This window comes from Georgenia thermotolerans, from assembly GCF_009193185.1.
Lineage (GTDB): Bacteria > Actinomycetota > Actinomycetes > Actinomycetales > Actinomycetaceae > Georgenia > Georgenia thermotolerans.
Genome location: NZ_VUKF01000063.1, coordinates 1 through 19,434, shown reverse-complemented (window position 1 = coordinate 19,434; position 19,434 = coordinate 1). Strand labels below are relative to the sequence as shown.

Here is a 19,434-nt window from a genome sequence, read left to right as displayed (position 1 = left end):
CGCCGCCTGGGGACCGCCGGGCGCGCCCGGCCCCCCGGCCGGCCGGGCCGGACCGGCGCCCCGGCCCGGGGGCAGCGCGGGCGCCGAGGAGGCGGCGCCGTCGGACAGGCCGGGCACCTCGACGGTGACCTCGTAGCGGGCCTTGCCGAACATGCGCCGCACCCGCTCGGCGCGGACCACCCGGCCGCCGATCTCCCGGGCCCGCTCGAGCAGCGGGTCCAGCTCGGGGCCGTCAAGCAGCAATTGCGTGTCCGACACCCACCACTCCCACCGTGTCGATCGTCAGCGTCGTCCCAGAGACCTCGCTGTAGGACAGCACGGGCAGGCGCGGGACGGCGAGCGCGACGAGCCGGCGCAGCGCCGGGCGGATGGCCGGCGCGCACACGAGGACCACCTGCTTGCCGCCGGCCTCGGCGGCCTCGACCTGCCCGCGCACCGAGGCCAGCAGCGCCTCGACCCGGTCCGGGGCCAGGGAGAGCTGGGTGCCGCCGTCGCCGGGGCGCAGCGACTCCAGCAGCAGCTGCTCGGTGCCCGGCTCGATGGTGAGCACGCGCAGCACCTGGTCGGCGGCGTGGCGGTCGACGATGGTGTCGCCCAGGGCCACCCGCGCCGCCTCGATCAGCCCCTCGGCGTCGGTGGAGACCTTCGCCCGCAGGGTCAGCGCCTCGTAGATGCGGGCCAGGTCCAGGACCGGCACCTGCTCGGCGAGCAGGCCCTGCAGCACCCGTTGGACCTCCCCGAGGGAGAGCAGCGCCGGCACGAGCTCCTCGACGACCGAGGGGTTGGTCTGCTTGAGGCCCTCGTTGAGCACCCGGACGTCCTCCCGGCCCAGCAGGCGCGGGGCGTGCGAGGTGACCAGGGCCGACAGGTGGGTGATGACCACCGAGGTGCGGTCGACCACGGTGGCGCCGGCCATCTCGGCGCTGTGGCGCAGCTCGGCGGGGATCCACTTGCCGGGCAGGCCGAAGACGGGCTCGTTGACGAGGGTGCCGGGCAGGTTGTCCAGCCCGTCGCCCAGGGCGAGCATCCGCCCGGCTGGGGCCTGGCCGCGGGCGACCTCCACCCCCGACATGCGGATGGCGTAGGTGGCCACGGGCAGGTCCACGGAGTCGCGGGTGCGCACCGGCGGCAGCACGAAGCCCATCTCCAGGGCGGTCTTGCGGCGCAGCGCCCGCACCCGGGCGAGCAGGTCCTGGTCGGCCGAGCCGCCCACGAGGTCGACGAGGTCGGGGGCGAGGAGGATCTCCAGGGCATGCACCCGCATCTGCTCGATGAGCTGCTCGGTGGTCTCCGGCGCCGGCTGCAGCGCGGTGCCCGCCGGCGCCTCCGCCGCCGCCGCGGCCCGCTCGTCGGCCTTCTTCACCCGCTGGGCCAGCACCAGCAGCACGATGCCCACGACGATGAACGGCATCTTGGGCAGGCCGGGGATGAGCCCCATGGCCAGGGCGGCGACGCCGGCGATGGCCAGGGCGTTGCGCGACTGGAGCAGCTGGGTGGAGGCGGCGGTGCCCATGTCCTCCTCGGCCGTGGCCCGGGTGACCACGAGGCCGGTGGCCACCGACATGAGCAGGGCCGGGATCTGGGTGACCAGGCCGTCGCCGACGGTGAGGATCGCGTAGGTCTCGATGGACTCCCCGGCGCTCATGCCGTGCTGGAGCATGCCGATGATGAAGCCGCCGATGAGGTTGATGATCGTGATGACGATGCCGGCGATGGCGTCGCCCTTGACGAACTTCGACGCGCCGTCCATCGCGCCGTGGAAGTCGGCCTCGGCGGCCACCTCGGCGCGGCGGCGGCGGGCCTCGTGCTCGTCGATGAGGCCGGCGTTGAGGTCGGCGTCGATGGCCATCTGCTTGCCCGGCATGGCGTCGAGGGTGAAGCGGGCGCTGACCTCGGCGGCGCGGCCGGCGCCGTTGGTGATCACCGCGAACTGGATGACCACGAGGATGAGGAAGATGACCAGGCCGATGACCAGCGAGCCGCCGACGACGAAGTGCCCGAAGGCGTCGATGACCTGCCCGGCGTAGGCGTCGCGCAGCACCAGGCGGGTGGAGGCGACGTTCAGGCCGAGGCGGAAGAGCGTGGCCACGAGCACCAGCGAGGGGAAGATCGAGAAGTCCAGCGGCTTCTTGATGTACATCGTGATCAGCAGGGCCAGCACCGAGACGGTGATGTTCACCGCGATGAGCACGTCGAGCAGCGGGGCGGGCAGCGGCACGACGAGCAGCAGGACGATGCCCACCACCCCGATGGGGGCCATGAACTGGCTGACCTTGAGGTTCTTCACGGGCGGTCCTCTCGGGCGGGGGCGCGGTGGGCGGGCACCCGGTGGGTGCCGGCGGCGCTGCCGCGCCGGCGCAGGGACATGACGAAGGCGAGGACCCGGGCGACGGCCTCGTACAGGTGCTCGGGCACCTCCTGGCCCAGCTCGCACGCGGCGTGCAGGGTGCGGGCCAGGGTGATGTCCTGCACGACGGCGACGTGGTGGTCGGCGGCACGCTCGCGGATGCGGGCGGCCACGTGCCCCTGGCCCTTGGCGACCACCCGCGGGGCGCCCTGCCCGGGCTGGTAGCGCAGCGCGACGGCGACGTGGGTGGGGTTGACGATGACGACGTCGGCGTCGGCCACCGCCGCCATCATCCGGTTGCGGCTCATCGCCAGCTGCCGGGAGCGGATGGCGCCCTTGACGTGCGGGTCGCCCTCGGTGGCCTTGTTCTCCTCCTTGACCTCCTGCTTGGTCATCCGGGTCTGCTTGCGGTTGCGCCGCATGACCACGACGACGTCGACGACGGCGAGCGCCAGGCCCGCGACGACGCCCCAGACGAGCAGGCTGGAGATGCGCGAACCCACCTCGCCGAGCAGGCCGCCCAGCGGCATCTGCCCCGAGGTGAGCACCAGGGGCACCATGCCGACGACGGTGACGTACAGGACGACGCCGACCCCCGCCGTCTTCAGCGCCGCCTTGGCGCCCTGCCACCACGACTGCAGCCCGAAGAGGCGCTTGAAGCCCTTGGCGAGGTTGAGGTTGGTGAACTTCGGCTTGAGGCTCTTGAGGTGGACCCCGCCCTGGACGGCGTTGCCCACGAGCGCGGCCACCGCGGCGGCGGCGAGCACCGGCAGCAAGGTGGGCAGGACCGAGGACAGCCCGTCCTGCAGGGCCCGCAGCGCCGTCGCCGCCTCCGGGGCGGCCGCGGCGGCGCCGACCATGCGCAGCTGCTCGCGGGCGGCGTCGGTCCCGGCGGCGAGGACGGTGGGCAGCATGACCGCCGCCGCGCCGACCACCAGCCAGGCGGCGAGGTCCTGGGAGCGGCCGAGCCCGCCGTCGCGGCGGACCTTCTTCATCCGCTGCGGAGTGGCCTTCTCGGTCTTCTCCCCCGAGGGCTGGCTCATCCGGCCACCCCCGCGATCCGGCTCATCCGGCCACCCCCGCGATCCCGCCGAGCGCGTCCTGCGACAGCCCCGCGATCACCCGGGGCAGCGCCACCAGGGCGAAGGTGCCCAGGACGAGGGTGATGAGGATCTTCAGCGGGAAGCCGAGCGCGAAGGCGTTGAGCGCCGGGGCGACCCGGGTGAGCAGGCCCAGGCCGACGTCGGCGAGGAAGAGCACGGCGATGAGCGGGCCGGCGACCTGCAGCGCGGCGACCATCATCTGCCCGACGGCGCCGGTCAGGGACTCGGCCAGGGCGGGCAGGTCGAGGGTGGCGCCCAGCGGCAGGGCGCGGAAGCTGCGGGCCAGGCCGCCGATGACGAGCTGGTAGCCGTCGGAGACGAACAGCAGCACGGTCGCCGCAAGGGCGTAGAGCTGGGTGAACTGCCCGCCGTGCGTCATGGACATGGGGTCGAACGCCATGCCCATCTCGAAGCCGCCGAGGTGGTCGATGAGCCGGCCCGCCGCCTGCACCGCGGTGAAGACGACCGCGACGAGCACCCCCAGCCCGCCGCCGATGACCGCCTCGCTGACGAGCTGGCCGATAAACCCGGCGGTGGACAGGTTGGCCGCGGCCAGAGGCGGGGCCAGGGCGAAGGCCAGCCCGACGCCGAGGATGGCCTTGACCGCCCCGGGCACCGCGCCGTGGGAGAACGGCGGGGCCAGGACGAGGAAGACGGTCACCCGCACCGCGGCCAGCAGCAGCGGCTCGAGCTCGCGCACGAGGTCCATCTCAGCTCTCCAGGAGCTGGGGGATGCGGTCGAACAGCTCGTGGGTGGTCACGACCAGCTCGGAGATCATCCAGTTGCCCGCGATCACCAGCGCGATCGCGACCGCGATCGCCTTGGGCACGAAGCTGAGGGTGACTTCCTGGATCTGCGTGACGGACTGCAGCAGGGAGACGGTGAAGCCCACCACCAGGGCGGTGACGAGCGCCGGGGCGGCGAGCTTGGCGGCCAGGCCGAGGGCCACGGCGGCGATGTCGAGAACGGCGTTGGTGTCCATCAGTAGCTCCCGACCAGCGTCGTGACGATGAGGCCCCACCCGTCCACGAGCACGAACAGCAGGATCTTGAAGGGCAGGGAGATCATCACCGGCGGCAGCATCATCATGCCCATGCTCATCAGGACGGCCGAGACGACCAGGTCGATGACGAGGAACGGCACGAAGATCACGAAGCCGATGACGAAGGCGGCGCGCAGCTCGGAGAGCATGAACGCCGGGATGAGGGTCTGCAGCGGCACGACCTCGGGGCTGGCCGGGTTGGGCAGGTCGGCCGCGCGGGTGAGCAGGGCGATGTCCTCCTCGCGGGTCTGCCCGAGCATGAAGGTGCGCAGCGGGTCGGAGGCGGCGCCCAGGGCGTCGGTGAAGGTCAGGTCCCCGGCGAGGTAGGGCTGCACGGCGGCGCCGTTGATGTCCCCGAGCACCGGGAACATGATGAAGATCGACAGGAACAGGCTCAGCCCCGCGAGCACCTGGTTGGGCGGCACGCCCTGCAGGCCGAGCGCGTTGCGGGTCAGCGCCAGGACGACGAAGAGCTTGGTGAAGCTCGTCATCATCAGCAGCAGCGACGGCGCCACCGACAGCAGGGTGATGCCGAGCAGGACCACCACGGAGGTCGACGGGGCCGTCGGCTCGCCGTTGACGGTGATGTCCAGCGGGCCGGTCGGGGGCGTCGGGTCGGTGGGGTCCCTGGGGTCGATCGGCGCGGCGTGCGCGGCGGCCGCGCCGAGGACGAGCAGGGCGAGGACGACGGCGAGCCCGGCCGCGGCGAAGGCGAGCCAGCGCCAGTGGCGCGCCGTGCGCTCCTGCCCGGCGCGCGCGTGCCCACCGCGCTCGGCGACGGCGAGCCCGCGGCCGCGAATGCGACGAGATTGCGGCCTTGGCGCGAGCCGAGACCGCAATGTCGTCGCACTCGAGTACGCGGCCGGGCACGCGTGCGACGACATTGCGGTGTCCGCGGGGCCGGAGACGACAACACCGTCGCACTCGGGGCCGCGGCCGGCCGGCGTGACGCCTGCTCCGGAGGGGACCTTGGCGTCGATGAGCACGATCATCGGGACGACCGCTCCTGCAGGACCGCCCAGGCCCGGGTCCAGGTGGCCTTGTCCAGCACGGAGCCGGCCAGCGGGCCGGTGGAGAGCTCGGGCACCTCGGCGCGCCGGGCGGCCGCGCGGCGGCGGGACCGGTGGCGCGGCGTCACCTCGGCGGCCAGCACGTCGTCGAAGGAACGCACCGGCCCGATCATCGGGGCAGGCCCGGCGGCGGCCGGCGCGCCGTCGTCCGTGCCGGTACGCGCGCGCAGGTCGGCCCGGCGGGCGGGCAGCACGGTGCGGTCGCCGCGCACGTCACCGGTAGCAGCAGGGACGTCGGCGCGGCGGGCGGACGGGGCAGCCAGCCGTGCGGACGCGCTGAAGCGCCCGGCGATCACCTGGCCGCCGGGGACGTCGTCGCCGGCCGCCGGCGGGGGTGCCGGCGGGCCGGTGTCGAGCAGCGCGGCCCGGCCGGCCTCGACCAGCCCCGGCCCGCCCTCCAGGGCGTGGCCGGCCTCGAGCCGCCCCGGCCCGGCCTCAAGGGCGTGGCCGGCGTCGTCGAGCTCGGTGAGCAGCCGCACGCCGTCGTCGCTCACGCCCAGCAGCAGGGTGCGCCCGGCCACCTCGACCACCGCCACCCCGGAGCGCCGGCCCAGGGACTGGCGCCCGAGCACGGTGACGGGCACCCGCCGGGTGGCTGAGGTCCCGGCGTTCACCTTGCGGGCGATGACCCACAGGATGACCAGGACGAGGGCGAGGGACAGGGCGACCCGCAGGCCCAGCAGCACGCTGTCGAGCACTAACCCAGGTTTTCGGTGGAGACGATCTCGGTGATGCGCACGGCGTACTCGTCGTCGACCACGACGACCTCGCCGCGGGCGACCAGGCGGCCGTTGACCATGACGTCGGCGGGGCTGCCGGCCGACCGGTCGAGCTCGAGGACCGCGCCGGGGGTCAGCTCCAGGACGTCGCGCACCGGCAGGCGGGTGCGGCCGATCTCGGTGGTCAGGGTCATCTCGACGTCGTAGAGCACCCGCATGGCGCCGGAGGGCAGCGGGGCGGCGGGCGCCGCGGCGTCGACGGCGGAGCCCTTGGCGCGGATGCCGAACCAGGCCTGGGTGGCCACGCCGGCGTCGAGGGCGTAGACCACGGTGCCCGGGCCGGTGAAGACCTCCCCGGCCGGGCGGGTCTCGGCGGTGCCCAGCACGCCGGGGCCCAGGGTGCGGCCGGCCGCCTCCAGGGCGGGGCGCAGCGCCTCGGCGAGGGAGAGGGCGCCGGCGCCGGCCATCGCGTCGGTCACCGACTGCTGGGCGACGACCATGAGCTCGGCGCTGGTCTGGCCCACGAAGGTGGCGACGACGGCGGTGGCGTCCGGCGCGGGGCGCTCGAACTCACCGGCGCGGCGCGGCGCCAGCGGCACCGGCGAGGGCAGTAGCCGCGCCAGCTCCGCCACGGCCTGCTGGTCGTTGACGGTTGCGGTGGGGTTCATGAGTTCTCCTTGACGTGGACGACCATGCCGGCGAGCCGGGTGCCCTGGGTGCCGGGGGCGGCCTGGGCCAGCACCCGGTCCCCGACGACCACGTCGAGCGGCCGGGAGGCGGGGTGGTGGAGCGGGAGGACGTCACCCGGGCGCAGCGCGACGACCTCGCGCGGGTGGACGGTGACGGGGCGGAAGCGCACGGCGACGTCGACCGGGACCTGCTGGACGGCGACCTCGAGGAGCCGGCTCTGCACCTTCTCCTCGGCGATCTCCTCGGCGGTGCGCAGGTCCACGTGCTCGCCGTCGCGCAGCGCGGCCATGAGGCCCTCGGCGGGCAGCATGACCGAGACCGGCACGTCCTGCTCGTCCACGTGCAGCTGGAAGCGGGCCACGATCACCGGCGTGGAGGCCTCGGCGGCCTGGACGAACTGCGGGGTGTACTGGATCTGCTTGAACTCCGCCTCGAGGCGCACGATCGCGGCGAAGGAGTAGTTGAGGTCGGCCAGGGTGCGGCGCAGCAGCTCCATGATCAGCGCCTGCTCGATCTCGGTGAGCTCGCGCTCGGGGACCGCCCCGGGGGTGCCGGGGCCGCCGAGCATGTGGTCGATCCACACGAGGGCGGCGTCGAGGGGGAACTGCACCAGGGCGATGCGCCGGCCGGGCTCGACCGAGCACAGCACCACGGTCGTCGTCGTCGGCAGGGAGGCGACGTACTCGTCGTAGGAGCACATCGTCACCTCGGTCACCGCCGAGGAGACCGACACCCGCAGGCGCGCGACGAGCTGGTTGGCCCAGTGCCGGGAGAACGTGCCGAAGGCCATCTCCAGCATGCGGGCGTGCTCGCGCGGCAGCGTCATGGGCCGCCGGAAGTCGTAGGCCATCGGCGTGCGAGCGCCGGGCACGCTGGATGGGACCGTCACACCCGGTCAATCGGTCGGGTGGCGGCCTGTATGAGGGAAAGGGTCAGGCGGAGTTGGGCCTCACTGGGTGACGTAGTCCGTGAGGTAGACGTCCACCACCTCCCCCTTGAACGTCTCGCTCAGCTGGGTCAGGAGCTCGGCCTTGAGCTCCTCGCGGCGGGCGGGGTCGTTGACCTCGTCGATGGGCTTGCCGGAGTAGGTGGCGATGGCGATGTCGAGCGCGCGGGCCACCTGCAGCTCCGCCGTCGCCCCCTTCTTGAGCTGGATGGAGAAGCCCAGGCGCAGGTAGTGCCCGTCGGCGAGGTTGACGCTGATCGGGTCCACCGGGACGACGAGGCCGAGCTCGGGGGCCTTCTCGGGCGCCGCGGCGGCCTCGCTCTCCCACGGGCGCAGCACGTAGGCGGCGGCCGCGGCCGCGAGCACGACGACCAGCACCACCAGGACCAGCAGCCCGCGCCGGCGGCGCGGCGGGGCCTCCTCGGCGTGCGACATGGCGCTCCTCATCTCTTCCTGCGGGGGCGTGCCCCGAACGTTGACGGGGCGCCCGACGGTGCGCTGCTCGACCATCAGCGGTCCTCCAGGTCCACGGTCTCGTCCATGTCAGGCCCCTCCGGTCTCGGCGACCACCTGCGGCATGAGCACCCGGACGGCCTCCGGGGCGTCGGAGAGGACGACGACGTCGACGCGCCGGTTGACCGTCAGGGGGTCCTGGCCGGCGGCGTCGATGGGGTGGGCGTCGCCCAGGCCGACGGCGCGCATCCGGTCCGGGGCGATCCCGCCGGCCTCGACCATGCGGCGCAGCACCTGGCTGGCACGGTCGGCGGACAGCTCCCAGTTGGTGGGGTAGCGCACGGTGGGCACGGTGTTGGCGTGGCCCTCGACGGAGAGCTCGTAGGGCTCGGTGGCCAGCGCCGGGGAGAGGGCGTCGATGACCAGCAGGGCCTCGTCGGTCAGCTTCGCGCTCTCGGTGGAGAAGAACACGTCGGCGCTGACCAGGCCGATGATCAGGCCGCGGTCGGTGATGGCGAAGGTGACGTCGCTGGCGACCTGGCGCTGCTCGAGGGCCTCCTGGATGCGCCGCTGCAGCTCGCGCAGGTCGGCGACCTCCTGGCGGGCGGCCTCGATGTTCCCGGCCTCGTCGACGCCGTGGACCGGGCCGCCGGACTGGTTGGTGACGTCCGGCGGGTCCGGGACGACCGAGTCCGCGGCGAGGACACCCTGGCCGCCGTCGAGCACCTGGACGTTGGCGCCGGTGGGCTGGCCGAAGGTGGCGGCGAGGGACTCGCGCAGCGCGAAGAACTTCTGCTGGTCCACCTGGCTGATCGCGAACAGGACGATGAAGAGGCACATCATCACGGTGACCATGTCCATGTAGCTGGTGGTCCACCGCTCGACGTTGACCTCCTCCTCGTGCTCCGCGCCGCCGCGGCGCCGCCGAGGGGACCTCATGCCGCCGCGTCCTCGACGATCTCCGAGGCCGGCACGAGGCTGCGGAGGCGCTCGTTGACCATGCGCGGGTTGGCGCCGGACTGCAGGGCGAGCAGGCCCTCGAGGGTGACCTCCATCTGGGCGCACTCGAGGTCGGACAGCCGCTTGAGCCGGGCGCCGATGGGCAGCCAGATCATGTTGGCCGAGAGGATGCCCCACAGGGTGGCGACGAACGCGGCCGCGATGAGCGGGCCGAGGCTGTCCGGCTCGGTGAGGTTCTCCAGCACGTGGACCAGGGAGACGACGGTGCCGATGATGCCGATCGTCGGGGCGTAGCCGCCGAGGGAGGTGAAGAAGCCGGAGGCGATGCGGTCCTGCTTGCGCTTGGTGTCGATGCGATCCTCGAGCAGCGCGCGCAGCTCCTCCGGGTCCGCGCCGTCGATGGCGGCGGTCAGGCCGTCGCGGAGGAAGTCGTCGTCGATGTCGCGGGTCTCGTCCTCCAGGGCGAGGAGGCCCTCGCGGCGGGCCCGGTCGGACAGCGCGACGAGCGTCGGGATCGTGGCGCCCTGGAGCGGGGCCTTGCTCGTGAAGGCCCGCGGCAGCTGCCTGACGGCGTGCAGGGCGTCCTTGAGCATGCCGCCGGCGAGGCCGGCGCCGATCGTGCCGACGAAGACCAGCAGCATCGGCCCCGGCAGCAGGATCGAGGTGACGTGCGTGCCCTCGAGGGTCATCGCCCCCCACACCGCCACGAAGGCGACGGCGAGGCCGGCGATCGTTGCGAAATCCACCTACTTCTCCCCCCTCGGACGGGTCGGCAGGGGAACGATCACGTTGTCGTCGACCTCGGGCCGCTCGGCGGGAGCGGCCTCCGTGGTGGAGATGTTCAGGGAGCGCGCGACGATGGCGGCGCGGTGGTCCTGGATCAGCGCGACGATCTCGTCCATCGACTCGTTGACGATGTACCGGGTGCCGTCGAGCAGCACGAGAATCGTGTCCGGGGTGCACTCGATTCGCTCGATCAAGTCGGGATTGATCGCGAAAGGTTGCCCCGTGAGGCGTCGCACGATGATCACGGTCGTTCCATCCTGTGTCTTCGGGCCCGTCCATGAGCCCTGCGCAGGCCCCGTCCATGAGGCCTGCACCCGTCTCATCGGCCGCCCCGGCGCGGTGATGAGGAATTGCGGCGCAAGAATGCGCAACGGCGCGCGCGTGTCGTCGGCGTGGTGCCGCGCATTGCGTTTCCGGATCTGCTAAGCGCGCCCCCCATTTGATGCGCGAGACGTCAAGAAGTGCGCGAGGCGTCATGTTCGTCGTGAAACGTCAGTTAGCGCGCGACGCGTCATCTGGGTCGCGAGACGTCAATTCCGGCGCCCACCTGGTGCCTCCGACAGACGCCGACGCGCCCGCTACCGCTCGCGGTGGCGGCGCAGCCCGGCGACCAGCAGCACGACGCCGATGACGGCGACGATCGGCCCGATGATCGCCCATGTCCGCACGCCGGTCATGGGGCTGCCCGCGAGGAGGCCCAGCCCCTGCAGCGTCCAGACCACGCCGACGACGGCGACGATCACCCCGACCACGGCCAGCACAGGGCTGCGTTTCACGACTCGGCCCTCCCGGGTGACGCCTCCGTCAAGTGTGCGCCGGTGAGCCGTGAACTGGCTGCCGCGGGCTCGCCGGTGATCGGCAGCCGGCGCTGGCCGCGGGCCGCTGGCCCGCCTCCCCCGGTGCACGGCATGCCGCCACGCGCGCCGTCGCCGAGGATGGCGGCCATGACCGCGTTGCTGTGGCTGCGCCGCGACCTCCGCCTGCGCGACCTGCCGGCGCTCCTCGCGGCGCACGAGGCCGGCGGCGCCGTCCTGCCCGTGTTCGTTGCCGACCCGGCGCTGCTGGCCTCCGCCGGATCGGTGCGCCGCGCCTACCTCTCTGCGGCGCTGGGCGCGGCCCGGGAGTCCTACGACGGCGCCCTCGTCGTCCGCGAGGGCCGGCCCGAGGACGTCATCCCGGCCCTGGCCCGCGAGGTCGGCGCCACGAGCGTCCACGTCAGCCGGGAGACCACGCCGTACGGGCGACGGCGAGACCGGCGGGTCGAGCGGGCCCTGGGCGACGTCCCGCTCGTGGCCACCGGCACGCCGTACGCCGTCGGACCGGGCCTGGTGCGCAAGGGCGACGGCACGCCGTTCCAGGTCTTCACGCCGTTCTCCCGCGCCTGGCGCGAGCAGGGCTGGCCCTCCCCCGCCCCGGTTCCCGCCGGCCTGCGCTGGCACCGCGGCGTGGAGTCGGCGCCGCTGCCGGCGGGCGACGACGTCGCCGTCGTCCCCACCGGGGAAGCCGCGGCCCAGGCCCGGTGGGAGGAGTTCCTCGACGACGGCCTGGCCCACTACGACGAGACCCGGGACCGCCCGGACCTCGACGCCACGTCGCAGATGTCCGTCCACCTCAAGTACGGCACGATCCACCCGCGCACCATGCTGGCCGACGTCGCCGCCCACCCCGCCGGCACGACCAAGGGCGCCGAGCGATTCGTGGCCGAGCTGTGCTGGCGCGAGTTCTACGCCGACGTGCTGTGGCACCGCCCGGACTCCGCCTGGTCCGACCTGCGTGAGGACCTGCGCGGCATGACCTACGCGGACCCGGCGAACGCCGCGGCCGGCCACGTGCGCGCCTGGGAGGAGGGCCGCACCGGGTACCCGTTCGTCGACGCCGGCATGCGCCAGCTCCTCGCCGAGGGGTGGATGCACAACCGGGTGCGAATGGTCGTGGCGAGCTTCCTCGCCAAGGACCTGCACGTCTGGTGGCCGCACGGCGCCCGGTTCTTCCTCCAGCACCTGCGCGACGGCGACATCGCCTCGAACAACCACGGCTGGCAGTGGGTCGCCGGCACCGGCACGGACGCCGCGCCGTACTTCCGGGTGTTCAACCCCATCACCCAGGGCGAGCGGTTCGACCCCGCCGGCGAGTACGTGCGCCGGTACGTCCCCGAGCTTTCGCACGTGCCCGGCGCGGCGGTGCACCAGCCGTGGCAGGTGCCCGACGGGCTCGCGCACGGGTACCCGGAGCGGATCGTTGACCACGGCGTGGAGCGGGCCGAGGCGTTGCGGCGCTACGAGGCGGCGCGGCGGTAGCCGCCGTGCTGCGTGGTGCGCCGCCGGCGTTCGCCAGCGGCTCCCCTACTGTGCGTGGTGCACCGCCCAGTGCCGAGAGGCGAGCCGCCGCAACGAAAGGCCCCGACATGAGCCGCACCGCTGTGAGCGCCGAGCGCGGCCACCGGGTCTTCGCGTGGTTCTACGCCCGGACCAGCGCTGCGGCGGAGAACGGGCCGCTGGGCGAATACCGGCGTTCGCTGGTGCGGCAGGCCGCCGGCGTGACCGTGGACATCGGCTCCGGCGTCGGTCACAACCTGCCGCATCTCCCGGCCGCCGTGACGCAGGTGCACCTGGTCGAGCCGGACCCGCACATGCGCTCGCGGCTCGAGGCCCGCATGGACGACGCCATGCGCCTGCACGCGGTGGGCGCGGAGTCGCTGCCGATCGACGACGGCTCGGTCGACACCGTCATCTCCACGCTGACAATGTGCAGCGTCGACGACGTCGACGCCGTGGCTGGCGAGCTACACCGCGTGCTGCGACCCGGCGGCAAGCTCCTGGTGATGGAGCACGTGCGCAGTATTGATGGCCGCATCGCGCGTCGGCAGCAACGACTCGACCGGCTCTGGCCGGCGTTCAGCGGCGGCTGCCACATCGACCGGGACACCGGCTCCGCACTTGGCCATGCGGGCTTCGACACCGCAGCGCTGCGGCGGGTGGAACTGCCGGGAACTCCGGCGGTGACGCGGGAATTCGTGCTCGGCGCGATGGAACGCCGCTGAGACGACATCACCCCCGCCGCGATCGATGCACGGCAGGGGTGATGTCTATGGGGCTTGGGAATTACCGCTTGAGGTTGACGAGCTCCTGAAGCAGCTCGTCGGAGGTGGTGATCACGCGCGAGCCGGCCTGGAAACCGCGCTGGGCGATGATGAGATTGGTGAACTCCTGGGAGAGGTCCACGTTGGACATCTCCAGTGCGCGGCTACTCAGGGAACCCCGACCACCGGTGCCCGCGGCACCCACCTGCGCCTCGCCCGAGTTCACCGTGCTACGGAAGCCGGTGCCACCGGCCTTCTCCAGGCCGTTCGCGTTGGCGAAGTTGGCAAGCGCGATGCGCCCAACAGGCTCCTTGAACCCGTTGGAGAAGGAGCCGATGAGGGTGCCGTCGGCGTTCATGCTGAAGGACTGCAGCGTGCCCGCACCCATGCCGTCTTGGGACTCGGCCTCGATCGTCGTGAGCTTGGCATAACCGGAAACGGTGCTGAGATCCACTGTGACGGTGAGACCCGGAACGACCGTCACGTCGAACGGCGTCGCGGCGGGGGTGAAACCTCCTGCGCCGTCTGACGTAAGGGTGACGTTGACCGAGGCATCGTCCGGGCTAGTGATGGTCCAGGTGGCCCCGGACTTCTCGAAGACAAGGTCGAGGTTGTGGGCTGTGCCGTTGGCGTCGTACACCTCAACGGCCCGGTTGAGCACGGTGCCGTTGGTGGCATCTACCGGCAAGTTGCCGGAGAAGACTGACCCAGTGGTTGCCTTCGCGCCCATCGTTGTCGAGACCGGCAGCGTGATCGGGCCGAGCGCACCGTTGGCGTTAACCACGCCGCCAGTCGCCGACCACCCCTGCACCAGCGCCCCGCTCGGCGTCGTCAGCTGCCCCAGTGCGTCGAGCGTGAACGCCCCCGCCCGCGTGTACAGCTGCTCGGTGCCGTTGTTGATGATGAAGAACCCGTCGCCTGTGATCTTCATGTCGAGCGGGCTGCCGGTCTGCTGCGTGGCCCCGTCGGTGAAGTTGTTGGTGATCGCCGCGACCTGCACGCCCAGCCCGACCTGCGCCGGGTTGGTGCCACCCTGGCCCGCCTGCGGCGCCCCGGCGTTCTGGATAACCTGCGAGAGCGTGTCCTCGAACTGCGTCCGCCCGGCCTTGTAGCCGGTGGTGTTGACGTTGGCGATGTTGTTGCCGGTCACGTCGAGCATGGTCTGGTGCGACCTCAGGCTCGAGATGCCGGAGAAGAGCGAGCGGAGCATGGGGAAGGTCCCTTCTGGTGGGGCGGGTCAGGCCTGGGCGGTGGACGACGTCGTCTGGCCGCCGTCGGTGGAGGGGTCGGGGGCAGGCTCGGCGGGCGTGCCGGAGCCGTCGGGGGCCGGGTCGGCAGGCTTGCTGACGACGCCGGAGATGTAGCTGAGCGACACGTGGGCCGTGCCGATCTTCAGCAGCGGGTCGGGGCCGGTGAGGTCGACGGACTCGACCAGACCCTGGACCGTCGTGCCCTGGTCGTCGACATAGCTGACGTACTGCCCGACCAGCGAGGCGGCAGAGCTGCGCTGCTGCAGCGCGAAGCTCTGCTGGGCCATGGTCGTCAGCGAGACGAGTTGCTCCATGGTGGACAGCTGCGTCGTCTGCGCCATGAGCTCGGAGGTGTCCATCGGCGCACTGGGGTCCTGGTACTTCAGCGACGCGACCAGCAGCTGGAGGAACGCGTCCTTGTCGAGCGTCTGCTCCCCCGTGGCCGCGGCGGGGGCAGCGGTGTCGCGGGTCGCGCCGACGTTCGCGTAGAAGTCTGACGCGCCGGACACGGCGGGGACGGACATGGTGTCTCCTTACGCGAAGAGGTCGATCCCGCCGGCGCGCGGGGCACCGGACGGAAGGGTGGAGGTGGACGACGGCGCAGCCTCGGTCTCGCCGCGGGTCGCATGGGCGAGCCGCGCCTCGGCCCGGCCACGCTCTTCACCGGGGCCCTGCCCGCCGGCCTGGAGGCCGGACTGCCGGTCCCCGCGGTCCTGGCCGAGCTGCAGGTCGGCGTTGAGACCGGTGGCCGCGAGGTCCCGGCGCAGGTCGGTCAGCGCCACGCGCAGCGCCTCCCGGGAGGCGTCGGTGACGCCGAGCAGCTCGATGCGCACGCCCTCGCCGGTGATGTGCGCGCGCACCCGCACCGGCCCGAGGTCCTCGGGCGTGACGTGCACGGTGAGCACGTGGGTGCCCTCGGGCGCCTCGCGCAGCCGCGCGAGCGGGCCGACGATCTGGTCGGTGAACGGCACGGGCGTCGCGGCGGTCACCGGGGGCGCCGACGCGATGGGTGCGGCGGCCGCAGTGCCGGTGACGAGCACCTGGGGGTTGGCCGACGGCGTGGCGGGGGTTGGCTGGACAGCGACCGGGGCGTCCGAGGCCGCCGCGGACGCGCGCATGGGCGCAACATCGGCGGGTGCCGTTGCTGCCTCCGCCCCGGCGACCGGCGTGACGGGCCCGTTCGTTCGGACCGTGGCCGGGTTCTCGTCGCCGAGCTGAGCGGTGGCGGACGAGGGCGCAGCGACAGAACCGGGAGCGGGTGCCGGGGCGACGTCGGCCCCGGCCGACGTCAGGGAGGCATCCGAGGCCTGCGCGGTCTCGCCACCACCGACGATGGTTGCTGCTGCGCCAGCAGGCGCCTCGGACGGGCCGGCCGCGCCTGCCGCCGGAAGAGCGGCAGTAGGCCGAACTGGAGCTGGAGCGCCGCCCGACGCCGGCCGCGAGACCCCGCCGTCCGCGACCGCCTCGCCGCCGGTCGCAGTGGTCGCTTCACCGTCGATCGCCGCCGGCACTGCCGGGGAGGAAGCAGCCGCTGGTGCGGTCGCCACCTCAGCCGGCACGGGCGCCTCACCGGCGTCCGCGGTGGAGTCCACTCCGGCTGACGGCGTCGACACCGCTGCCGCTGGCATCGCGACCGCAGGCGCAGCCTCCATCGACGGTGTGCCGGGGAAGACCACACCGTCATCACCCGGGAGCGCGGCCGCGCCGCTGGTGGAGCCCGTCGTCGAGTCGGTGGCGCCGGACGGTGTGCCGCTGGTGCCTTCAACCGGCTCGCGCCCGGGTTCGCCCCGCGAGGTCTCACCGTGGCGCGGTCCAGTAGGTCGCTTCGCGTCGCGGCCGGCGTCCGGCTTCGCGGAGCCGGCGTCCCGCGGGTCCAGCTCGGCAGCCAGGGCCGAGGCGAACGCGTCGCCCCTTCCCGGACGAGCGGCGCCGCGGGCGGCGGAGGGCGGAGCGGCCGGCGCAGGCGTGGGCGCCGGCGGCAGCATGCCGATGCTCATCGCAATCCTCCCGTCGAGAGCTGCAGGGCGAGGCGCGCCGGGTCGAGCGCCGGCGTACCGGAACTGCCGAGCCCGGGGACCGCCAAGGAGGCGAGTGCGGCCGTCGCGGCGTTGGCGCCCGTGGCAGCGCTGATACCACCAGCGGCGGCGACCCCCGTCCCGCTCGGCAGCACCCGGCGGATGGTGTTGATGTCCTTGTCCGTCTCGAACAGCTCGCGGACGGACACCTTCTCCCCCGGCCGCGGCGCGTGGAGGATCTTGTTGTCGCCCAGGTAGATGGCGATGTGACCGCCGCCGCGGGTGACGATGAGGTCGCCGGGCTGGGCCTGGGCCAAGGAGCCGACCTCGGTGCCGATTCGCATCTGCTCGCGCGCCGTTCGCGGCACGGAGACACCGATGTCGGCGAAGGCGCGCTGTACCAGGCCGGAGCAGTCCATGCCGGACGCCGACTCGCCGCCCCACACGTACGGCACGCCCAGGTACTTCGACGCCGCGGCCACGAACCCCGCCCCGGTCCCGGCCGGTGCGCCGGTGAACGAGCCGAGCAGCTGGGACGTGGAGAGCCCGGTACCGGAGGACGCCGTGGTGGCCGCCATCGCGCTGTTCAGCGCCGCGGCGAACGTCGCGTCGGAGTTGATGCCCTGCACCGCCGGGGAAGTGGCCGAGGTGGCCGTGGCGCCCGCTGCAGAGGACAGATTGACGTCTCGCGCCATGGCGACGGAGCCGGTCACCTGCGCGATGCGCGCCTCGATCGCCCCGATCCGCGCCTGGACGGCGGCGACCCCGCTCACGGCCGCTCCTCCCGCCGCCGGGCCGCCCGCTGGGTGGCCAGCTCGTCGAGGACCTGCTGCTCGGCGCGCAGCTCGGCCACGGTCTCCTCCGCGCGGTGCCGCTCGGCCAGCTTCTCAACCGTCTTGGACCGCTTGCGTGCCGTCGTCCACTGCGTTTGCGCCTCGGCCTCCAGCTCCCGCGCGGACTCCGCGGCGGCCTGCGCGGCGATCACCAGCGAGCTCGTCGCCGCACGGGCGGCCACCGCGGCGCGCCAGGTCTGGGGGTCGGCCGTGCCCGCGAGCACGGTGCCGGCGAGCTGGTCGCGCGCCTCGGCGGTGCGCCGGTCGGCGCCGCGGCGGTCGGTGGCGCGCCGGGCCAGCTCGGCGGCGGCGTGGTCCTCCTGCAGGCGGCGCAGCCGGCCGAGGCCGGCGAGACGGAAGGTACTCATGCGGCGACCCCCAGCTGGGACACGAGAGCGGCGAGCTGCTGCCAGGACCGCTCGGCCGGCGCGGCCTCGTCCATGCCCTGGCGCAGGAAGGCGTCGATGGCGCCGGCGTGGTTGACGGCGGCGTCCACCTGCGGGTTGGACCCGGCCACGTACGCGCCGACGTCGAGCAGGTCCTGGGCCTGCCGGCGCGCGGCGAGCACCCCGCGCAGCGCCGTCGCCAGCCGCTTCTGCTCGCCGTTGGTGACCCGGGAGGCCACGCGCGAGACGGACCCGACGGCGTCGACGGACGGGAAGTGCCCGACGACGGCGAGCGACCGGTCCAGCACCACGTGCCCGTCCAGGATCGAGCGCGCGGCGTCGGCGATGGGCTCGTTGTGGTCGTCGCCGTCCACGAGCACGGTGTAGATCCCGGTGACCGAGCCGGTCGTGCCGGTGCCGGCCCGCTCGAGCAGCTGGGCGAGCATGGAGAAGGTCGACGGCGGGTAGCCGCGGGTGGCGGGCGGCTCCCCCACCGACAGCCCGATCTCGCGCTGCGCCATCGCCGCGCGGGTCAGGGAGTCCATCATGAGCACGACGTCGGCGCCGCCGTCGCGGAAGTACTCCGCGATCCGGGTGGCGGTGAAGGCGGCGCGCAGGCGCACCACCGGCGGCTCGTCGGAGGTGGCCACGACGACGACGGAGCGCGCCAGCCCCTCGGGCCCCAGGTCGTCCTCGAGGAACTCGCGCACCTCGCGGCCGCGCTCGCCGACCAGGGCGATGACGTTGATGGCGGCCTCGGTGCCGCGGGCGATCATCGACAGCAGCGAGGACTTGCCCACCCCGGAGCCGGCGAACAGGCCGATGCGCTGTCCACGCCCGACCGTCACCAGCGTGTCGAGGACCCGCACGCCCAGCTCCAGCGGCGTGTCCACCCGCGCCCGGTCCAGCGCCGACGGCGCATGCCCGGCCACCGGCACCGTCTCCACGGCGCCCACCGGGCCGCGCCCGTCGATGGGCCGGCCCAGCCCGTCGAGCACCCGTCCCAGCAGCGAGGGGCCCACGCCCACCGACAGCGGCCGGCCGGTGCCGCGCACCGGGGCGCCGACCCGCAGCCCGTCGGTCGGGCCGAGCGGCATGCACCGCGCCACGGCCTGCTCCAGCGCGACCACCTCGGCGCCGATCGTCGCCTTGCCGGCGTCGATGTCCACGAGGTCGCCCACCGCGCACGGCAGCCCGGAGACCTCGATGGACAGCCCGACGACGGAGCGCACGGTGCCCACGCGGGTGGGGGCGGCGGCGGCGAGGGTGCGGGCCCAGCGCGGGGTGTCGAGCAGGAGGGTCACCGCCGCACCTCCAGGGCGGCGCGGGCGCGGGCCAGCGCCGCGCCGAGGCGGGCGTCGAGGTAGCCCTCGGTCAGCTCGCTGACGGCGTCGCCCCGGGCCAGCGCGGCGTCCGGGACCAGCTCGACGCCGGCCGGGATGTCGAGCTCGCCGGGGTGGGCCTCGAGCATGGCGCGCAGGTGGGCGTGGTCCTCGGGGTTGAGGCGGACCCGCACGACGTCGTCGTCCCCTGCCTCGCCCAGGGCCCGGGCGAGGGCGGTGCGGGCGGAGGTGTCGTCGTCGGACAGCTCGGCGCCGAGCAGCGCCTGGGCGAGCTCGACGGCGGCGCGGGCCAGGGTCTCGGTGGCCTCGGCGACCACCGGGGCGGTGCGCGCCCGGGCGGCCGCAGCGGTGGAGGCGAGCACGGCGAGGGCGGCCTCGGCGTCGGCGGCGCGGCGGGCGGCCCGCTCGGCC

The 19,434-nt window shown here is 73.7% G+C and carries 22 protein-coding genes and 1 pseudogene; 2 read left to right on the top strand and 21 right to left on the bottom strand.

The window, feature by feature from the left end:
• The 14 genes and pseudogenes from GD970_RS19840 to GD970_RS19775 all read right to left on the bottom strand — a co-directional run.
• Positions 1 to 258: pseudogene (locus GD970_RS19840) on the bottom strand (hypothetical protein); the annotation flags it as partial.
• Positions 233 to 2,260: a flagellar biosynthesis protein FlhA gene (locus GD970_RS19835; protein WP_249043224.1), complete on the bottom strand. Its 2,028-nt coding sequence runs from the start codon at positions 2,258 to 2,260 to the stop codon at positions 233 to 235. The gene GD970_RS19835 and the pseudogene GD970_RS19840, both read right to left, overlap by 26 nt.
• Before the next feature lie 23 nt (positions 2,261 to 2,283).
• Entirely contained in the window at positions 2,284 to 3,390 is a 1,107-nt protein-coding gene (locus GD970_RS19830; protein ID WP_152204627.1) for an EscU/YscU/HrcU family type III secretion system export apparatus switch protein, read from the bottom strand.
• 22 nt (positions 3,391 to 3,412) lie between these two features.
• The gene (locus GD970_RS19825) at positions 3,413 to 4,159 is read right to left on the bottom strand and encodes a flagellar biosynthetic protein FliR (protein ID WP_152204626.1); all 747 of its coding nucleotides are present in this window, start codon (positions 4,157 to 4,159) and stop codon (positions 3,413 to 3,415) included.
• 1 nt (position 4,160) lies between these two features.
• A complete protein-coding gene (locus tag GD970_RS19820; protein WP_152204625.1) occupies positions 4,161 to 4,433 on the bottom strand; it encodes a flagellar biosynthetic protein FliQ in 273 nt (90 codons plus the stop codon).
• Positions 4,433 to 5,170 carry a flagellar type III secretion system pore protein FliP gene (gene fliP / locus GD970_RS19815; protein ID WP_226925497.1) on the bottom strand — a complete coding sequence of 246 codons (738 nt, stop codon included), beginning with the start codon at positions 5,168 to 5,170 and terminating at the stop codon, positions 4,433 to 4,435. The genes GD970_RS19820 and fliP overlap by 1 nt, the downstream gene beginning before the upstream one ends.
• A 311-nt stretch (positions 5,171 to 5,481) precedes the next feature.
• On the bottom strand, positions 5,482 to 6,261 hold the full coding sequence (locus tag GD970_RS19810) for a FliO/MopB family protein (RefSeq protein WP_152204624.1): 780 nt from the start codon (positions 6,259 to 6,261) through the stop codon (positions 5,482 to 5,484).
• Positions 6,261 to 6,950: a flagellar motor switch protein FliN gene (gene fliN, locus GD970_RS19805; RefSeq protein WP_152204623.1), complete on the bottom strand. Its 690-nt coding sequence runs from the start codon at positions 6,948 to 6,950 to the stop codon at positions 6,261 to 6,263. The genes GD970_RS19810 and fliN overlap by 1 nt, the downstream gene beginning before the upstream one ends.
• The gene (locus GD970_RS19800) at positions 6,947 to 7,861 is read right to left on the bottom strand and encodes a flagellar motor switch protein FliM (protein ID WP_226925495.1); all 915 of its coding nucleotides are present in this window, start codon (positions 7,859 to 7,861) and stop codon (positions 6,947 to 6,949) included. Before GD970_RS19800 ends, fliN begins: the two co-directional genes overlap by 4 nt.
• A gap of 60 nt (positions 7,862 to 7,921) precedes the next feature.
• Entirely contained in the window at positions 7,922 to 8,428 is a 507-nt protein-coding gene (locus GD970_RS19795; protein WP_226925494.1) for a flagellar basal body-associated FliL family protein, read from the bottom strand.
• A gap of 33 nt (positions 8,429 to 8,461) precedes the next feature.
• Positions 8,462 to 9,310, bottom strand: a complete 849-nt coding sequence (locus GD970_RS19790; RefSeq protein WP_152204622.1) for an OmpA/MotB family protein — start codon at positions 9,308 to 9,310, stop codon at positions 8,462 to 8,464.
• Positions 9,307 to 10,077, bottom strand: a complete 771-nt coding sequence (locus GD970_RS19785) for a motility protein A (RefSeq protein ID WP_152204621.1) — start codon at positions 10,075 to 10,077, stop codon at positions 9,307 to 9,309. The genes GD970_RS19790 and GD970_RS19785 overlap by 4 nt, the downstream gene beginning before the upstream one ends.
• Positions 10,078 to 10,362, bottom strand: a complete 285-nt coding sequence (locus tag GD970_RS19780; RefSeq protein WP_226925493.1) for a flagellar FlbD family protein — start codon at positions 10,360 to 10,362, stop codon at positions 10,078 to 10,080. It lies immediately after the preceding gene.
• Between the two features lie 333 nt (positions 10,363 to 10,695).
• Positions 10,696 to 10,893: a hypothetical protein gene (locus GD970_RS19775; protein WP_152204620.1), complete on the bottom strand. Its 198-nt coding sequence runs from the start codon at positions 10,891 to 10,893 to the stop codon at positions 10,696 to 10,698.
• 168 nt (positions 10,894 to 11,061) lie between these two features.
• Here GD970_RS19775 and GD970_RS19770 point away from each other — a divergent pair, with 168 nt between their 5' ends.
• Together GD970_RS19770 and GD970_RS19765 are read left to right on the top strand one after the other, a co-directional pair.
• Entirely contained in the window at positions 11,062 to 12,414 is a 1,353-nt protein-coding gene (locus GD970_RS19770) for a cryptochrome/photolyase family protein (RefSeq protein ID WP_152204619.1), read from the top strand.
• 107 nt (positions 12,415 to 12,521) lie between these two features.
• On the top strand, positions 12,522 to 13,157 hold the full coding sequence (locus GD970_RS19765; RefSeq protein WP_152204618.1) for a class I SAM-dependent methyltransferase: 636 nt from the start codon (positions 12,522 to 12,524) through the stop codon (positions 13,155 to 13,157).
• 61 nt (positions 13,158 to 13,218) lie between these two features.
• On the opposite strand, the gene GD970_RS19760 is transcribed toward GD970_RS19765, so the two are convergent.
• From GD970_RS19760 to GD970_RS19730, 7 genes are all read right to left on the bottom strand, one after another.
• A complete protein-coding gene (locus tag GD970_RS19760) occupies positions 13,219 to 14,406 on the bottom strand; it encodes a flagellar hook protein FlgE (RefSeq protein WP_152204617.1) in 1,188 nt (395 codons plus the stop codon).
• Between the two features lie 27 nt (positions 14,407 to 14,433).
• The gene (locus GD970_RS19755) at positions 14,434 to 14,970 is read right to left on the bottom strand and encodes a flagellar hook assembly protein FlgD (protein ID WP_152204616.1); all 537 of its coding nucleotides are present in this window, start codon (positions 14,968 to 14,970) and stop codon (positions 14,434 to 14,436) included.
• A gap of 9 nt (positions 14,971 to 14,979) precedes the next feature.
• Positions 14,980 to 15,564 carry a flagellar hook-length control protein FliK gene (locus GD970_RS21880; protein ID WP_193314996.1) on the bottom strand — a complete coding sequence of 195 codons (585 nt, stop codon included), beginning with the start codon at positions 15,562 to 15,564 and terminating at the stop codon, positions 14,980 to 14,982.
• 875 nt (positions 15,565 to 16,439) lie between these two features.
• Positions 16,440 to 17,234, bottom strand: a complete 795-nt coding sequence (locus tag GD970_RS19745; RefSeq protein ID WP_226925492.1) for a C40 family peptidase — start codon at positions 17,232 to 17,234, stop codon at positions 16,440 to 16,442.
• Positions 17,231 to 17,662 carry a flagellar export protein FliJ gene (locus GD970_RS19740; RefSeq protein ID WP_152204614.1) on the bottom strand — a complete coding sequence of 144 codons (432 nt, stop codon included), beginning with the start codon at positions 17,660 to 17,662 and terminating at the stop codon, positions 17,231 to 17,233. The genes GD970_RS19745 and GD970_RS19740 overlap by 4 nt, the downstream gene beginning before the upstream one ends.
• A complete protein-coding gene (locus GD970_RS19735; protein ID WP_405002600.1) occupies positions 17,659 to 18,984 on the bottom strand; it encodes a FliI/YscN family ATPase in 1,326 nt (441 codons plus the stop codon). Before GD970_RS19735 ends, GD970_RS19740 begins: the two co-directional genes overlap by 4 nt.
• Positions 18,981 to 19,434, bottom strand: a 454-nt coding sequence (locus GD970_RS19730) for a FliH/SctL family protein (protein ID WP_152204613.1), incomplete at its 5' end; no start/stop codon positions are given. The genes GD970_RS19730 and GD970_RS19735, both read right to left, overlap by 4 nt.